12 protein-coding genes are annotated in these 14,803 nt (G+C 67.3%); 2 read left to right on the top strand and 10 right to left on the bottom strand.

The window, feature by feature from the left end; translation table 11 throughout:
- Positions 1–72: 72 nt before the first annotated feature.
- On the bottom strand, positions 73–1,152 hold the full coding sequence (locus DFI_RS15545; protein ID WP_155864623.1) for an MFS transporter: 1,080 nt from the start codon (positions 1,150–1,152) through the stop codon (positions 73–75).
- A gap of 651 nt (positions 1,153–1,803) precedes the next feature.
- On the opposite strand from DFI_RS15545, the gene DFI_RS15540 reads away from it, so the two are divergent.
- Positions 1,804–2,370 carry a hypothetical protein gene (locus DFI_RS15540; RefSeq protein ID WP_051308368.1) on the top strand — a complete coding sequence of 189 codons (567 nt, stop codon included), beginning with the start codon at positions 1,804–1,806 and terminating at the stop codon, positions 2,368–2,370.
- A gap of 408 nt (positions 2,371–2,778) precedes the next feature.
- Here DFI_RS15540 and DFI_RS15535 read toward each other — a convergent pair whose 3' ends face one another.
- The 9 genes from DFI_RS15535 to DFI_RS15495 form a co-directional block, all read right to left on the bottom strand.
- Positions 2,779–3,168, bottom strand: coding sequence for a hypothetical protein (locus tag DFI_RS15535; RefSeq protein WP_027464331.1), 390 nt, complete (start codon positions 3,166–3,168; stop codon positions 2,779–2,781).
- A gap of 85 nt (positions 3,169–3,253) precedes the next feature.
- Positions 3,254–4,864 carry a hypothetical protein gene (locus DFI_RS15530; protein ID WP_051308366.1) on the bottom strand — a complete coding sequence of 537 codons (1,611 nt, stop codon included), beginning with the start codon at positions 4,862–4,864 and terminating at the stop codon, positions 3,254–3,256.
- 55 nt (positions 4,865–4,919) lie between these two features.
- Positions 4,920–6,284: an RCC1 domain-containing protein gene (locus DFI_RS21045; protein WP_051308364.1), complete on the bottom strand. Its 1,365-nt coding sequence runs from the start codon at positions 6,282–6,284 to the stop codon at positions 4,920–4,922.
- Between the two features lie 12 nt (positions 6,285–6,296).
- The gene (locus DFI_RS15520) at positions 6,297–7,295 is read right to left on the bottom strand and encodes a hypothetical protein (RefSeq protein ID WP_027464330.1); all 999 of its coding nucleotides are present in this window, start codon (positions 7,293–7,295) and stop codon (positions 6,297–6,299) included.
- Positions 7,296–7,685: 390 nt separating this feature from the next.
- Positions 7,686–8,684 carry a transposase family protein gene (locus tag DFI_RS15515; protein WP_118375969.1) on the bottom strand — a complete coding sequence of 333 codons (999 nt, stop codon included), beginning with the start codon at positions 8,682–8,684 and terminating at the stop codon, positions 7,686–7,688.
- A 750-nt stretch (positions 8,685–9,434) separates the two neighbouring features.
- A complete protein-coding gene (locus DFI_RS15510) occupies positions 9,435–9,977 on the bottom strand; it encodes a DinB family protein (RefSeq protein WP_027463686.1) in 543 nt (180 codons plus the stop codon).
- Positions 9,974–11,182, bottom strand: a complete 1,209-nt coding sequence (locus DFI_RS15505; protein ID WP_155864574.1) for a phosphotransferase — start codon at positions 11,180–11,182, stop codon at positions 9,974–9,976. Before DFI_RS15505 ends, DFI_RS15510 begins: the two co-directional genes overlap by 4 nt.
- Before the next feature lie 426 nt (positions 11,183–11,608).
- Positions 11,609–12,025: a YybH family protein gene (locus tag DFI_RS15500; RefSeq protein WP_027463688.1), complete on the bottom strand. Its 417-nt coding sequence runs from the start codon at positions 12,023–12,025 to the stop codon at positions 11,609–11,611.
- A 230-nt stretch (positions 12,026–12,255) separates the two neighbouring features.
- Positions 12,256–12,555, bottom strand: coding sequence for a hypothetical protein (locus DFI_RS15495; protein WP_027463689.1), 300 nt, complete (start codon positions 12,553–12,555; stop codon positions 12,256–12,258).
- 407 nt (positions 12,556–12,962) lie between these two features.
- On the opposite strand from DFI_RS15495, the gene DFI_RS15490 reads away from it, so the two are divergent.
- On the top strand, positions 12,963–14,792 hold the full coding sequence (locus DFI_RS15490; protein ID WP_155864575.1) for a beta strand repeat-containing protein: 1,830 nt from the start codon (positions 12,963–12,965) through the stop codon (positions 14,790–14,792).
- The last annotated feature ends 11 nt before the right edge of the window (positions 14,793–14,803 follow it).

The following is a 14,803-nucleotide window of genomic DNA, read 5'->3' as shown; positions in this document are numbered from 1 at the left end:
CCTTGGGCGCCGCAGTGGAAAACACCAGACTGAGGAGGCGTCCAGTGATTCATGCTCTTAGAAGCAACGAAGTCACGCTGCAGCTTCCAAAGTCTTCTCGTGCGTTCGCCGGCACAGCCACGGTGTCAGGACCAGGGCCACCCCCAACAGCACCACGACCACCAGCCAGGCCAGGCGCAGCGATGACCCCTGCGCCGCCACCCCGAGGAGGGGTGGACCCGCCACGAACCCGGCGTAAAAGACCCCACCCACCACCGCCATCGCCGCGGGATTCCCAGCGGACCAGTGCCCCGCGGCGCTGAAGGTCAGCGGCGCCAGGACCGACAGACCCAGACCGAACAGCATGAACCCCGCCGTCGAGGCCGCCAGGACCGGCACGCCCACCGCCAGCCCGAGTCCCCCGAGCGCGATGGTCACCCCTCCGGCGCCCACGGGGCCAGGACCAAACCGGGTTGCCAGGCCGTCGCCGGCCAGGCGGCCCAGCAGCATCGTCAGGGAGAATCCGGCGAACGCCAGGGCGGCCACACCGGGAGGGCTGCCGACCGTTTCACGCAGGTACACCCCCGCCCAGTCGCCCACTGCCCCCTCGGCGACCGCGGCCGCGAACGCCAGCAGGCCCAGCATGGCCAGGGGGACGGTGAGTCCACCCCGCCAGGCCGGGGCGGGAGACGCGTCACCGGCGTCGTAGTCGGTCACGGCCGACAATCCCCGGGAACACCCCGCGGCCGCGATCAGGCCCAGCACGCTCAGGGCCGTCAGGTGCTGTGGCCGGTCCCAGCCCCGCGTGATGAGCAGCGCCCCCAGTAGCGCGCCCAGCAGGGCGCCCAGGCTGTACATCCCATGCAGGCGGGAGAGCAGCGACCGGTGCAGCTGCGCTTCCAACCGCACCCCCACCACGTTGAGGGCGACGTCCATCAGGCCGAAGCCGGCTCCGAACGCGACCAGTGAGGCAACCAGCAGCGGCCAGGACGACGCGAAGCCTGTGAGTGCCAGACCGGCGGCCATCACGGCCCCACTGAGGAACGTCACGCCCCCCGGGCGCAGGCGCCGGAGCAACCTAGTGGTGAACGGCAGGCTCAGGACACTGCCCAAAGTCACGCCGGCCAGGGCCACCCCGAGCCTGGCGTCCGACAGGTCCAGCTCTGAACGCACGACCGGGACCTCCGCCACCCAGCTCGCCAGGAGTGCGCCATTGACACCGAACAGGGCCGCCGTTGCTGGAAGCGCAGCCGGGACGACCGACTGGCGCCCGCGTGTCCCGGAGATCCTGAGGTCGTCATACATGTTGCCCTCCGTTGCAGATCCTGTTGGTGAGGTGACTGGCTTCTGTGGGGGCCAGTCAGCCTTCTGGAACGGGAGAAGTCGTCCAGGCTGGTGATGGGGACGACTCCGGCCAGGAGCGGAAAGGCAGATGATTCCCGGCGCCTCCTGGCGGAGAGACCAGGAGGCACGTGAAGGATGACCTTCCCGAAGCGTAGGTGGACGACCGTCTTTCCAGCGTCCACCGAGGCTGAAGCACGCCGACCTGGTCTCCACCAGGGCCGTGATGCGCGAGGAGACGATGTGGATCCGGGCAGACCCTGGTCGTGCCGAATCTCCGGGACAATCCGGTAAAAATCCGCGCCAGGACGGCAAAAAGGGCAAGTGTCCCGGGGACACATAACCCGAGGATTATGCTTACACTGGCCCCAAGTCAGAAGTTGCCCACGCGCAACCACTCGACGTCGACAGGACGACAGGTCAGTCGCGGCCCCCCAGATTCAGCCGCCCGCACAGGTCCTCCTGCCCCCCAAGGAGCACCTCATGAACAAGACCACCAGCCTGATCGCCAGCCTCATCCTCTTCGTCGTGGGGATCGTTCTCGCCATCGCCGGGAACTTCGCGCACGGGTACGTCACCTCGCAGCTCAACCAGGAACGCATCAAGATGCCGGTCGCCGAAGCGACCGCCAGTCTCCCGCAGGCCTCCCAGGATGCGCTGAAGCCCTACCTGGGCACGGACCTGGACACCGGCCCCAAAGCGCAGGTGTATGCGAACAACTACATCTGGGAACACATGATGGCCTCCAGTCAGGGCAAGACGTACACCGAGGTCAGCGGCGCGTTCATGAAAGCGAGCAAGGACCCCACGGCCGACAAGGCGGAAGTCGCCAAGCTGGGTGAACTGCGGCAGACGCTGTTCATGGGCGACAGCCTGCGCAGCATCCTCCTGACCGCCTACGCCTTCTGGCTCATGGGCAGCATCGCCCTCTACGCCGGCTACGCCGTGATCGCCGCCGCCGCCCTGATCGCCGCCCTGAGCTTCCTGCGCCGCCCCATGACGAGCACCATCGTCACGCCTGCCACCTTCGGCACACCCCGTCACGCCTGAACCGGTTATCTGAAAGGGGCGCCCATCCGGGCGCCTCTTCTGCGTGGTCCACTCGAGGCGAGAGACGTACTGACCCCTCACCGGGACCGTGAGGGCAAGGCAATGCGCGATCTCGACGGGCTTTGCCTTACGGTTGAGAACCTGACACCTGGGACGTCACCGAGCCAGCCTTACCCCGTCGGTTGCCAGTGGGACCCGTCGAGCCCAGGTGCCTGGCGAGAGGAGGGTCGCGGCGGTTCTCCTGACCCAGTCGAACCCAAAGGGATCTCCGCACCCAGAGGGTCAAAACCGAATCGAAAGGCCGTAGGTAATCAAGGACGCCCTGGATCCCTCGGGTTGTTTCAGCTGTCACCCATCAGCCTGGAGGACAGAGGTGCCCTTCAGGCCGCCTGCATAACCCATCCATCCTCAGACCGGCGTGGTTTCCCGGACGCCTACACGTGAGCGGGGCCTGACCGTCCACATCCACCCGGCCAGCAGCGTGTTGATGACCACGTTGAAGACCGCGCTCTGCAAGGCGTAGTGACCGACCGCCCACCAGTACAGATTGATGACCACGTTCAGCATCAGCCCGGCGGCGATCACGCCCATCGCCGGCGCGTACCGCTCCGCGTCCGTGGAGAACAGCCAGTACAGCGCGCCGACCCCCAGGAGCACGCCCCCGTACTCGGACGCGATCCCCCAGTTGGTCAGATCCAGCCCGAACACCTGATTCCCGACGGTGGGAAAGAGCAGCAGCACGCCGGCCAGCAGCAGCCAGACGGACGTGACCTTGAACGCCAGACTTCTCGATTTCATCGCAGGCCTCCCCAGCAGCATCGCCTTCGAAAGGGGTGTCCCGGACCCAGCCTGCCGTAGTGGGGTCAGGCCAGGTCCAGTGCGCTCAGTAGACCGTGATGCTTACCGTCGTGACACTGACGTCGAACGTCACCTCCTGCCCGTAGGCGTCCTGCACCTTGATCGTCGTCAGGCCGGCCCGCACCGGCGTCACCGTTAGCGTGCCGCCACTCAGGGAGGCTGTCACGTTGGTATTGCTCGCCTGCACGGTGAACGCCCCGGCGTAGCCCTGCTCACTGACCGCGAAGGTCTTCGGTGCCGCACTCGTGAAGTCGTACTGCGCGACCACCGGATTCACGCCGTCCCGGACGAGCAGCGCGTACGGCGTCACGGCCAGGTTGCCGGTGCCGACCACGCTGCTGCCGACCTTGGCCGTGAAGACCACCGTCGCCGGGGTGGCCGGCGCGGTCACCGGGAAGGTGAAGATGTTGCCGCTCGCCGTCGGCGTGCCGATGACGGCGCCGTCCGTGGCGCTCAGGGTGGGCGTGGTGGTCACCGGGTTGCCGTTGGCGTCCTTCAGGGTCACCGTGACCGCGCTGGTCTGGCCGACCTTCACCGCGTCGGGGCTGACCACGACCGTGGAGGTGGTGTCGTCGGCGGTGCCGGCGGTGGTCGTGAAGCTGGCGTTGGCGGTGACCCCGTCGCTGGACGCCGTGACTGTGCCGGTCGTCACCGAGGCCGGCGCGATCAGGTTCACGGACGCCTGCCCGGTGGCGTCCGTCGTGGCGCTCGCCGCACTCATGCTGCCCGCACTCGTGCTGAAGGCGACGGTCCGGCCAGCAATGTTCAGCACGTTGTCCAGCGCCGTGCGCAGCTGCGCGCTCGTCACCGCACTCGACCCTGCCACCACACTGGCCGGCACGCTCAGCGCCAGGTGGAAGGCCGGCACGGAGACGTTCACGCTCGCCAGGGGGCCCGCCGTCGTCGCGCAGTTCCCGTCGGCCGGGACGTACAGCGTGGCCGACTGCGTCGTCCCGGTGGGCTCCGGCGCCGTCAGCGTCGGCGTCTCGGTCGTCGGATTGGTCAGGCTGAAGCCCGCGTTGCTGCTGCACACCTTGAAGGCCGGCAGGCCCGGGTTGATGATCGTCTGCCCGCTGGCGTCCCGCAGGGCGACCGACAGGCTGAACGCGCCGCCGCGGTCCAGGGTCAGGTTCCCGGCTGGGCCGGTGACCTCATCGGGGCGGCTGGTCACGCCCAGACTGCCCGCCCCGGCCGCTGGTACGCCGGTGAGCAGCACGTTGAAGGCGTTGTTCTGCCCCTTGACGACCGTGACCGACTGCGAAGCGGTGGAGAGCACGTGATTGGCGGCGTCCAGGGCATCCAGGCGGAGGGTCTGCTCGCCCGCCGGGACCGTCAGGGTGAACGTGCAGGTCACACCTCCGGTCACGGCCTCGCAGCCTGCCTGCCCGGCGCCCACCGGGAACGTCTGGTCGAAGGTGCCCAGCCGGACGCGCAGGCCGGTGGTCGTGCCGGGCAGGTACTGCGGCCGCAGGCCCTGCGGGGCCACGTTCGGAATGAAGACGCGGACGGTGGCGGTCCCCGTGGGGTTCTCCGTGACCGGGCTGGCACTGGGGGTGTCACTGGGAAGGCTGGCCTGCTGGGAGCAGGAGGCGAGGAGCAGGGCCGTGAGGAGCAGGGCAGCGTTCGTGCGAGTCATGGCATACCTTCCTTGATGGGTGAAGAGCGAAGAGCTAAGTTCGGCTCCTGACGAGCTAAGGCGAAGGGATGGCTGCGGGAGAACTGGTTGTAATTCCAAGGACTGTGACGGGCGTCAGCCGGTTGGTGCCACTGGTTCCGTCTCCCAGCTGACCGATACTGTTGGCTCCCCAGCCGCGCACAGTGCCGTCCGCCATCAAGGCCAGACTGTAGCCGCCGCCGCCTGCCACCCCGACGACATTGGTGAGGCCGCTGACCTGGACCGGTACTAGCCTTTGATTGCTCGTACCGTCTCCCAACTGGCCGCTGCCGTTATTTCCCCAGGCGCGCACGGTACCATCCGCTCTCAGCGCCAGGCTGTGACTGCCGCCGCCGGCCACCCCGACGACATCGGTGAGCCCGCTGACAGTGACGGGTGTCAGCCGGTCGGTGCCACTGGTTCCGTCTCCCAGCTGACCGATAAGGTTGCTTCCCCAAGCGCGCACGGTGCCATCCACCATCAGGGCCAGGCTGTGGCTGTGGCCGCCTGACACCCCGACGACATTGGTGAGGCCGCTGACCTGGACCGGTATTAGCCTTTGATTGCTCGTACCGTCACCCAACTGGCCGTCGCGGTTGTCGCCCCAGCTGCGGACCGTCCCGCCCGCCATCAGAGCCAGGCTATGAAGGTCACCACCGGCAATTCCTGCACTGCTGACCGTTTTCACTTCCTGAGTCGCTATAACACTCCCTGTACCACAGCTGGAGCCTGTTTTGGCCGTCAGCGTATGGGTACCCGGGAAGGTCAGCATCACTCGGTAGCGGTTGGGGTAGTTCGCATCACTGATGTTCGTAATCGTTACCCACGTATCACCACACAGGATGCTGGGAATGGGGTCGCCGACAGCGTCTTTTGCAAGGATGTCGTAGTACGCGACCAGGCTGCGACCGTTCGCGTAGGGGAAGCGCGTGTAATTCCCGATAACTTTGGTGGCAGGGTCAACCTGCTGCACGGCAGAGCGCAGGACAGGGGAGGTGATCACCGGGTCGAGGGCCAGCTCCAGGGCGTTGTTCTGCCCGAGGATCACGTTCAGACTGCGCGTGCCCTGCGAGATCAGCACACTCGAGGCGCTGTAGGACTTCACGGTGAATGTGTGCGTGCCGGCGGAGACGTAGAGGTTCACGGGGCAGCCGGCGGACGTGCAGGTGAGGTCGGCGAGGTTCAGCGTGGTGAGGGGTCCGTTGTCGACCTGTACGGTCAGCGACGCCGTCTTGGTGGGGTTCAGGTACTGGCCTTGCAGAGGCTTGAGGTGGGGCAGCATCAGCCGGACCACGGCCTCCCCCTGACCGGGGCTGCCGATCTCCGCGGCGTCGGGGGTGATGGGGGAGGGGCTGTTGCACGCGCCCAGCAGGAGCGCGGCGATCAACAGGGACCGTTTCATGGGACGCTCCTTTCAGTAGGGGGTCACGCTGGTCGTGGTGACGGTGATGGGGACGCTGGCCTGCACGACGCCGGACGCGAAGGTCAGGCTGCAACTGCCGGGGCCGTCGGGGCGCACGGTGTAGCTGCTGGTGGTGGACGTGCTGCCCCCCGCGGTCACCGTGGCGACCCCCGCGCAGGTGCCTGTCAGGGTGGGGACGCCCAGGTCCGCGCTGCGGGTGAGGGTCAGCGTCTGCGCGCTGCCGGGCAGGGCGTCCATGAAGTCCAGCCGGTCGGGGGAGGCGCTCAGGGTGCTGGGGACGGTGATCGTCCGGGTGGAGACGAGGAAGAGCCCGTTGAAGGTGCCCGCGTTGGCGACCGCGGCGACCGTGGTCTTGCCGAGGGTACTGGCCTGCACCTGCAAGGCGAGGTAGTCCCCTTTCCTGACGGTGCTGCCGGTGGCGGGCACGGGAACGCCGTTCACGATGGGGGTGCCGCCCAGGACCGTGAGGGGGGTCACGCCGGACAGCCCGGTGAGGCGCACGGCCTGGCTGGTGACGCTGCTGCCGGGGGTCACGTCGGTCACTGGCGGGTAGAGATACGTCGAGGGGGCGGCACTGGTCTTGCACACGAGCACGGCGGGAATCAGGGCCCGCTGCGTGATGTTGGTGGCGTCGACCGTGACGGTGCCCAGGAAGTTCTGCGGCTGGGCCGGGCAGGTGAAGGTGGCTTTCAGCGAGGCGAGGCCTTTCTTGAGGGGGCCGCTGGTGGGGGTAAGCGAGAGCCAGGGGGAAGCCGTCAGGCTGTACGCAGTGCTGCCCGGCGCGTCGAGCACCACGCCGACGGTGGTCGTCTGGCCCGGTTTGCCCGTCAGGACGAAGGACCTCAGGTCCGACAGGCCCTGGGAGGTGACGCTGTCCTCCAGGTGAAGCTGGATCAGGCCTTCCGGCAGCACCTCTGCGGGGCTGGCCGGAGGGGGAGCGGAGCAGGCGGTGAGCAGCAGGCCGAACAGGGCGATGTGGGGTCGGTTCATGAGGGGTCCTCGCGGTGCCCGGGGGGCCGGAGCGTGGCCTGCGGTCGCCCCTTCATTCGGGCGCATTCCGCACACTGAGGGCTTCGGGCCGCCTGTGCCTGACGCCTTTGTCCTGGCGCCACACGACAGTGAACGTGCCCTGTCCGGGCGATGTGCCCCCGTTCGAAGGTCCCCGCTTCAAGGCTCAGACGCTCGCCCGGACTCGGTCCGCGTGGGAGACGCCCTTGTCGTGCCCCGTCTGACAGGCGCCGTGGGCGGGCTTCCTCCCGTGAAGCGTGGGACGCCCCGGGACAACGGGACCATTCCTGGTTCGGGTGAAGACCGATTGCGCAGTTGGGATGCGAGTTGATCGGGGGAGGCGCTGCCTCCCCCGATCTGTGGTCTGGTGATTCAGGCGAACTGTGGTGCGCGGCTCATGGTGCGGAGATTGACCAGGCCGGCCACACAGCCCCAGAACAGGCCGTGTCGCCGGGTGTCGTTTCGGTAGAACTCCCGGCAAACGTGGAACTTCTTCAGCTTACACACGACGTTCTCCACCGTGATCCGCACCTTGGACATCTGATGGTTGAGCTCCCGCTCCTCCGGACTCAGCGTGCCGCCTTTGGGGCGCATCCGGGGAACGATCACCTCGTGGTCGGGGCACAGCTTGTCCAGGCCCGTGTACCCCCGGTCGCCCCACACGCGACTCCCCCGGGGGAGTCGGGGCAACAGTCGCGATTGTTTCAGGACCTTCATGTCATGGGTGCGCCCGCCGGCGGGCGCACTGAGGTGCACGACGAGTCCATCCGGGGTCACCGCCACCTGCGTTTTCAGCGTATGGGTGCCCTTCTTGACGCTGAAATACTTCTTCTGGTCCTTGGGCCGCCCGACGGCCTTCTTTCCGGGACTGCTGCCTTTCTTCTGCTTGGGTTGTCCTCGGGGCTGCTCCGTGCCGTCGATGATGATGTCGGCGATCTCCGGGAAGGCTTCGAGGACGTCTTCGAGCGTGCGCAGCCGACGACGCGGGGCGTCGTCGGGCGTGACCTTGCGGCTGTCCAGCGTCCGGGCGCGGAGGGGAGCAGGCAGCGCCTGCTCCAGGATCGGCAGGAGCGCATGAACGTTCCGACAGACGTTGGCGGCATCCATCTCGAACAGCACGCCCAACAGATGCATCGGGAGATAGTGTCGCAAGTAGATCAGCGTCAGCAGCAGACGGTGGGGAACATCGAGTTTGAACTGCCGGCCGGCCCCGATACGGCGTTGCCGTCCCTCCCGCAGGAGGGACGTCCGGTGCGCCCGAATCCACAGGGGCTCGAGCTGTTCAGCGAGGAGGGTGAATTCGCTGGGGTTCAGGCCACACAGCGACTCGAAGGACCGGGGACGCTGGGCCAGGCGCGGCACCTGAAGCATGCCGTCACTCTGCCCAATTCACCTCAACTGCGCAACGGGTCTTGAAGGTCAGGGGATGGGCGGCTCCCTGAACGGACGCCGTGGAAAGCCGCGCCTGTCCGGTCGGGGTGAGGGCCTGCGGGGGAAGGCGATCGCGTCATGACACCTCCTCTCTGGGTGAGGGCTGGGACGGCACGGGTGCCAGGCACGCGTGCATCACTGGACTTGGGTGAGGGTGCTGTCAGGACGGTAGGGAACCGGGTGTCAAAAAATCGTCCATCCTGAATTTCACCGTCTTCATCGTTGAGGAAACGGGCACAACCGACGCGATCGGTCTGCCATCAGAACTCCCCTGACCTTCGTCTTGCCTGGCTCCTGCTCGTGCATGCCACCGGTCGTCCTGTCGGGGCCCGTTTCTGCAACGCCCGTGGGCTCCCCGTGTCCTGGTCCCGTCGCTGCAAGGGGGGGAGATCAGGGCCTGGGCTTCAGGAAGCAGTGAGCGCAGTGTGCAGGGATCCCGGCCCGGAAAGATGACCGGGTCCTGGTTCGCCGCCGGGTTCAGCGCTTCCTGACGCTCATTTCGTTGAGGGAACCGGTGGTTGCCCTCGTGATCCAGGCCCTGACGCGGGACCGAGGCCCACACCGCCGGCCTCCATGACCCGCGGTGCCATGATCCGCGGAGCTCCTTATGGGAGAGACGCCCCTACGGGCGTCTGTGGTGTGGGCGTGCGGGTTCATGCGCGGGTGAGGGTGCGCCCGGGGCCAGCCGTGTCAGGACGGCTGAAGCTGTCCCAGGTGCCGCTGGTAATGCACCATCGCCAGTTGCATGGTCTCCCTCGCCGTCAACGGCCCGAAGTACTGATGCGGCACGCAGACCTCATCCAAGCGGCCGGCTTGCCGGTACTGCTGCATGGCCTCCTCCAGTGCCGCCGCGGACGCCCGCAACTCTGTGATCAGACTTTCCCGTTCCTTGCCGGGCGTCGGTTCCATCCCGGCGTGAGCCACGACCCGGCCGTCCGGGAAGACCGCGCCGTAGCCCACGTCAGCGAGCGGCTGATCGTCTTGGTGCTCCTGAAGTCGGCGCGTGAACAGCCAGTTGCCTTTGGCGAGGTGGTCGGCGAACTCGGCCGGGCTCCATTTTCCCGGCGCGACCGGCACATGGAATCTCTCAGGCGGGACCTGATCCAGCCACACCAGGAACGTGGCCAGGCCTTCCCGGGCGCCGTCCTGATCCTCCTCGAAGGTTCGGGTGGCGGTGTAGAAGATCTCCTTGGGCAAGTACGACGTCAGGCGGGTGGGTTGTTCCTGCATCATGTCTTTCCTCCCTCCACAGAACGTGCCGTCGGTTCAGATGTGGGCCTCCTCACGGGCGGGACGGTTCGCGGACTTGTCGCGCCCTCCCGACCGAGGTCCGACCAGAGGGCCATGGCTTCGTCCCCGCGGTCCAGGCTCCACTCGCACAGGGCCGACCACCTTGCCGTCAGCTCGGCGGGGCTCGTGCCGAACAGAGTCACGGCCCGCGCCTGCCGCTCCTCACTCGTCCAGAACTCCACCAACCTCGGGGCGACCACCCCGAAGTGCAGTGGCATCCAGGCGGCGTACCCGAGCCGGGCGAGGCGCGCGTCCCCCGGCCAACCGGCCTGACGCAGCCCGGCGACGTACGCTCCGAACACCGCCGAGTCCAGCGCCCCGATCTGCCGGACGTCCCACTCGCCAAACATGCAGGTCGAGCCGATCAGCGCGACGAGGTCGCCCCCCACCGGACCGAGGCCGCACCACGCCCAGTCCAGGGCAATCACGTCGTCCCCCTGCCTCAGCAGGTTCCGGCGGTGGAAGTCGAAGTGGGAGAACACCTGAGGCAGGCGCCGCAACATGTCCAGGAACACCTCCCGTCCCTCCCAGGCACGCTCGATTCGTGCGCTCAGGTCGGGACGGAAGACAGAGCCTTGCGCGGACGGCTTGCCAGAGGCCAGGCCGAACATCGTGGACCACTGGCGTGCCAGGTCCCGCAACAACCAGGGGGCTTCCGGGAGCGGCCGTCCCGTCAGGTAGCCGCCGTTCCACACGCCCAGTTGCTGTGCCGCGTGCGTGTACCCGCCCAGTGTCCACACCCGCCCGGCTGTTTCCTGAACGTGTTCCAGCCACAGCCACACCTGGTCTCCCTGCTCGGTGACAGCGTAGACTCGCGGCGCCCGCAGGTGTGCGGCCAGCGGGGTCAGCAGCCCGGAGCGGTAGGCTTCGACCTCCCGGTGCAGAAACAACAGGTCACTGGGATCCGCATGCGCCTCCGGTCTGGAAAAGCTCTTGACGACCAGGGCCCACGGCTCGCGGGTCTTGCCCGTCCGGGCATGGCCCTGCACCAGAAAGAGGCTGTCCTGGCTGGTGACGCCCTGCTCGCTCAGGACGGCGACCGTGAAGTCGGTGACCTGGAGGGTTCCCTGCCCGGTAGCCTCGCGGACGACCTCTTGGAGTTGATGGGGTTCGAACTGTCGAAGCGTGTGTAGGTTCGTGGAAGGCATGTCGTCCTCGCTGAAGGTCACGAGTGGGCTGCTGCCGCCGGTCGAGGTCAGTGTGCCAGGCCTACAGGCGGAAAGGGGGTGACGCTGACCGGGCCGCAACAGTCAGCGATACGCCCCCAGGCACGTCCGCAGCTCTCCTCCATCGGCTGCCCAGGAAAGCAAGGCCAGGGCAGGGTCAAGGGCGGCTCAGGGCGCAGGGGTTGAGCGGTGAAACCGTTTGGCCAACGCACCAGGGTCGCGGGTTCGGAGTCAGAATCAGCCGGACCGATGGGAACGGCCCCAGGCGTGCGCCGCTGGCTTCCGTCAGGCATAGGAACCTCCGCCTCGTTGTCCAGCGGGAATGAAGGCCAGTCCGTGAAAGGAGCCCGTCAACCATGGAGCGGTTACCTGACGGGTCGTCCGACTCGTCCTTCCGGATCGGGCCGCTCACGTCGCCGGTTCTGCGTCCTGGACCGGAGACGGACTGGAGTTGAAGATGTCGCGGTGAACGCGCCAGTGTCCATTCTCGTGCCGCCAGATGAGCATGTAATGCCCTTCATCAAGCACGGCGCTGTGCGGTCCATGCAGCGTGAACCAGCCGACTTCGAAGGCGTCCGTTCCCATGGCCTGAACTTCGCGCGTGGCCAGGTCGATGCCCGTGACGCCCTGGTTCAGCGCGGTCTGCCAGAACGCCTCGACGGCGTGGCGTCCGCGCACTTCGGGCTGGCCGGCCGGGAGGACGGCGCTGTCCTCGGTGTACAGGGATGCCGCTGTCGGAACGTCGCCGCGGGCAAGGGCGGCCATGAACTGCTGGTTGACGGCCTGAATGGCGGTGTGGATGTCGGCTGACATGGTCTGCGGCATAACGGCCTCCTGGGAAAGGTGAAGAACTCGGGAAAGGGGTTCGGTGAATGCGTCTCGGGATGGGTCGCGGGATCCCTGGCGGCCGGGCGGTGCAGGTCAGGCCCCGCAACGGACCGCGGGTCCGCCCGGCCAGTCCACGATCTGGCCGGTCAGGGCGCCGCGCACGGGCACCGCCAGGGGCGACGTGGAGAAGAGGGCCCGCACCAAGCCTGCACGTCTGCGCTTCATGGTCAGACCTCCGGAAAGCGGTTCAGGCCGCGGATGGGCTGGTTGAAGGGGTTGGTGAGGAGAAGGAGTTCGCTCTGGAGCGGTTCGATTGTGCGGCACCGGCCCGTCCATCGCCTCGAGCTGCCGTGCAGGAACCTGCGGACCGCGGAGTGGGGCTCGTCCTGCCCGGCCGCCGGGGGCGCGCGGCGCTTCGCTTCGGGCAGGACGCCGGCCCACTTGGGTTCAGGCTCGAGCTGGGTGCCATCGCCGAAGACGTAACGAGGGGCGCGCTGGATGTCCTGACTGGCTTCCGTGCGAGGCATGGCGGCCTCCTGGGGCGGGTCTGACTGCGGTCCTTCCGAGGGTGGAAGCGGTCTCGATATTTTGCAGACGAGGCGATTGAGCCGGGGCGCCGACTGGAAGGGAAGTTGGAACAAAGTCGGTCGAGGAAGTGCGTGAAGTGTAATCGAGTGACCGTCTATCCAGCGTCATCTGGGAGCGTCAATCTTCCCCTCCTGAGCGCTTGGTGGACACCGCCGGAAGGCAGGGGTGTCATGCGGGCCGGTTCCCCACTGGTGTTCGGTCCTGGCAACACCAGAAGAAAACCTCGTGGACGACTCTTGGACGGAATCTGGACCTGAAGGTCCGCACACTCACATCACCCTGACGGGAAGGGACGTTTCCACCCTCCGTCCCTTTCCTGAAGGGTAGAGGGAGGACTTCTATGAACATGGCACGCCGTCCCATCCTGACCCTGGGCCTCCTGCTCGCCGCCTGCAGCCCCACCGCCCTGCCCGGCACGCCCGTCACCAGCCTGGCCGACTCCGGGCCGGGCAGTCTCCGGGACACCCTCGCTGGCGCCCGGGACGGGGACACCCTGCGGTTCACCACGACCGGGACCGTCACCCTCACCTCTCCCCTGATGATCGACAAGGACGTGACCGTGATCCTGGACGGTGTGGTGCTGGATGCCGGAGGCACGTCACGCGTCCTCGAGGTCGCCGCGGATGCCGACGCCACCCTTCAGGGCGGCACGCTGACCGGCGGGCAGGGCCGGTTGATCACGTTGGGGACTGGAGCGGGCGTTCACGAACAGGCCACCAGCCTGGCCACGTACGGCGGCGTGATCCTGACGGCCGGCAGCCTCACCCTGACCGGGACCACCGTGACCGGCGGCACGGCGGACAACGGCGGCGGCATCGCCGTCCTCAGCACCGGCAAACTGACCTTGCTCGACGACGCTCTGGTGACCGCCAACACCGCCCCAGGCATCACGGTCACCCAGCCAGGGGAGTACACCGGCACTGGGGGTGGGGTGTTCAACATGGGCCAGTTGATCATCGACGGCGGGCACGTCGATGCCAACGAGGCCCGGCAGTCTGGCGGCGGCATCCAGAGCACCCTCAATACGGTCGTGACCCTGAAGTCCGGCAGCGTGAGCAGCAACGAGGCCACCGAACCACTGTCAGGGGTGACGGGGAATGCCACAGGCAGTGCAGGCGGCGGGATCTACACGACCGGCGCGCTCGACGTGCAGGGCGGGACGATCAGCAACAACACCGCCTCGTACTTCGGAGGGGGTGTTGTGTCCCAAGCCCACTGCGCCGACACTGCGTGCGCCACGACCATCTACCCGACCTTTGCCATGTCGGGCGGGACCGTGGAGGGCAACAAGACCACAGGCAGCTTGGAAACCGGCGGCGGCGGCCTGTGGTTGCGGGCGCAGTCGACCATCACCGGCGGGGTCATCCAGGGCAACAGCAGCATGTACGGCGGCGGCGTGAACACCTGGGGTGCCCTGGACGTGACGGGAGGCACCATTCAGAACAACACGGCCACCCAGAACGGTGGGGGCGTGAGCGTCAACATTCCCCAGGGCGCCGGCTTCAAGCTCACGTTCGGTGGCGCTGCCACCATCAAAAACAACACCGCAGCGAACGCCGGTGGAGGTCTTGTCCTGTCCCGCAACACGACCGCGGACATCACTGGGGGAAGCATCACAGGGAATTCCACCACTGGCCCGACGGATGGAGGGGGCGGCATTCGGGTACTCGCGGGCGCGGTGTTGAATCTGGCTGGTGGAGACATCAGTGGCAACACGTCCACCCGCACCGGGGGCGGCTTGACGGTGAACGGCACCGTCAACATGACGGGCGGCACCATCAGTGGCAACACCGTTCTTCCATCAGCCGCCCAGCAGGGAGGGGGCGGCGTCCGCCTGTACGCAGGATCGAAGATGACCGCCTCTGGCGGCGTTATCCGCGACAACAGGGCGCCGTGGGGCGCGGGCGTGCAGATCGCCGGTGCCTTCCAGGCCAACCCGGCGGCGACGTTCACTCTGTCCGGAGCGACCGTCAGTGGGAACGTCGTCACCGATCCGAGCAACAACGGGGGCGGCTTCTTCAACGATGGCAGCCTGACGATCACCTCCGGCACCGTCACACAGAACACCGCCACTCTGCACGGTGGCGGGATCTTTAACCTCAAGACAGCGTCCTACGCCCAGGCGGGGGGATCAGTCAACGGGAACACGCCGGATAACGTCTACACCGTGCCGTAAGTCCGCCTGCA

The organism is Deinococcus ficus (genome assembly GCF_003444775.1).
GTDB lineage: Bacteria > Deinococcota > Deinococci > Deinococcales > Deinococcaceae > Deinococcus > Deinococcus ficus.
This window is presented reverse-complemented; position numbering and strand designations above follow the sequence as displayed.

What these genes read in the sequence shown, in the direction of transcription:
- DFI_RS15505 (WP_155864574.1), bottom strand. Translation starts at nt 11,182, where the DNA reads ATGCCTTCCACGAACCTACACACGCTTCGACAGTTCGAACCCCATCAA.
- DFI_RS15520 (WP_027464330.1), bottom strand. Translation starts at nt 7,295, where the DNA reads ATGAACCGACCCCACATCGCCCTGTTCGGCCTGCTGCTCACCGCCTGC.
- DFI_RS15535 (WP_027464331.1), bottom strand. Translation starts at nt 3,168, where the DNA reads ATGAAATCGAGAAGTCTGGCGTTCAAGGTCACGTCCGTCTGGCTGCTG.
- DFI_RS15490 (WP_155864575.1), top strand. Translation starts at nt 12,963, where the DNA reads ATGGCACGCCGTCCCATCCTGACCCTGGGCCTCCTGCTCGCCGCCTGC.
- DFI_RS15510 (WP_027463686.1), bottom strand. Translation starts at nt 9,977, where the DNA reads ATGATGCAGGAACAACCCACCCGCCTGACGTCGTACTTGCCCAAGGAG.
- DFI_RS15540 (WP_051308368.1), top strand. Translation starts at nt 1,804, where the DNA reads ATGAACAAGACCACCAGCCTGATCGCCAGCCTCATCCTCTTCGTCGTG.
- DFI_RS21045 (WP_051308364.1), bottom strand. Translation starts at nt 6,284, where the DNA reads ATGAAACGGTCCCTGTTGATCGCCGCGCTCCTGCTGGGCGCGTGCAAC.
- DFI_RS15515 (WP_118375969.1), bottom strand. Translation starts at nt 8,684, where the DNA reads ATGCTTCAGGTGCCGCGCCTGGCCCAGCGTCCCCGGTCCTTCGAGTCG.
- DFI_RS15500 (WP_027463688.1), bottom strand. Translation starts at nt 12,025, where the DNA reads ATGCCGCAGACCATGTCAGCCGACATCCACACCGCCATTCAGGCCGTC.
- DFI_RS15495 (WP_027463689.1), bottom strand. Translation starts at nt 12,555, where the DNA reads ATGCCTCGCACGGAAGCCAGTCAGGACATCCAGCGCGCCCCTCGTTAC.
- DFI_RS15530 (WP_051308366.1), bottom strand. Translation starts at nt 4,864, where the DNA reads ATGACTCGCACGAACGCTGCCCTGCTCCTCACGGCCCTGCTCCTCGCC.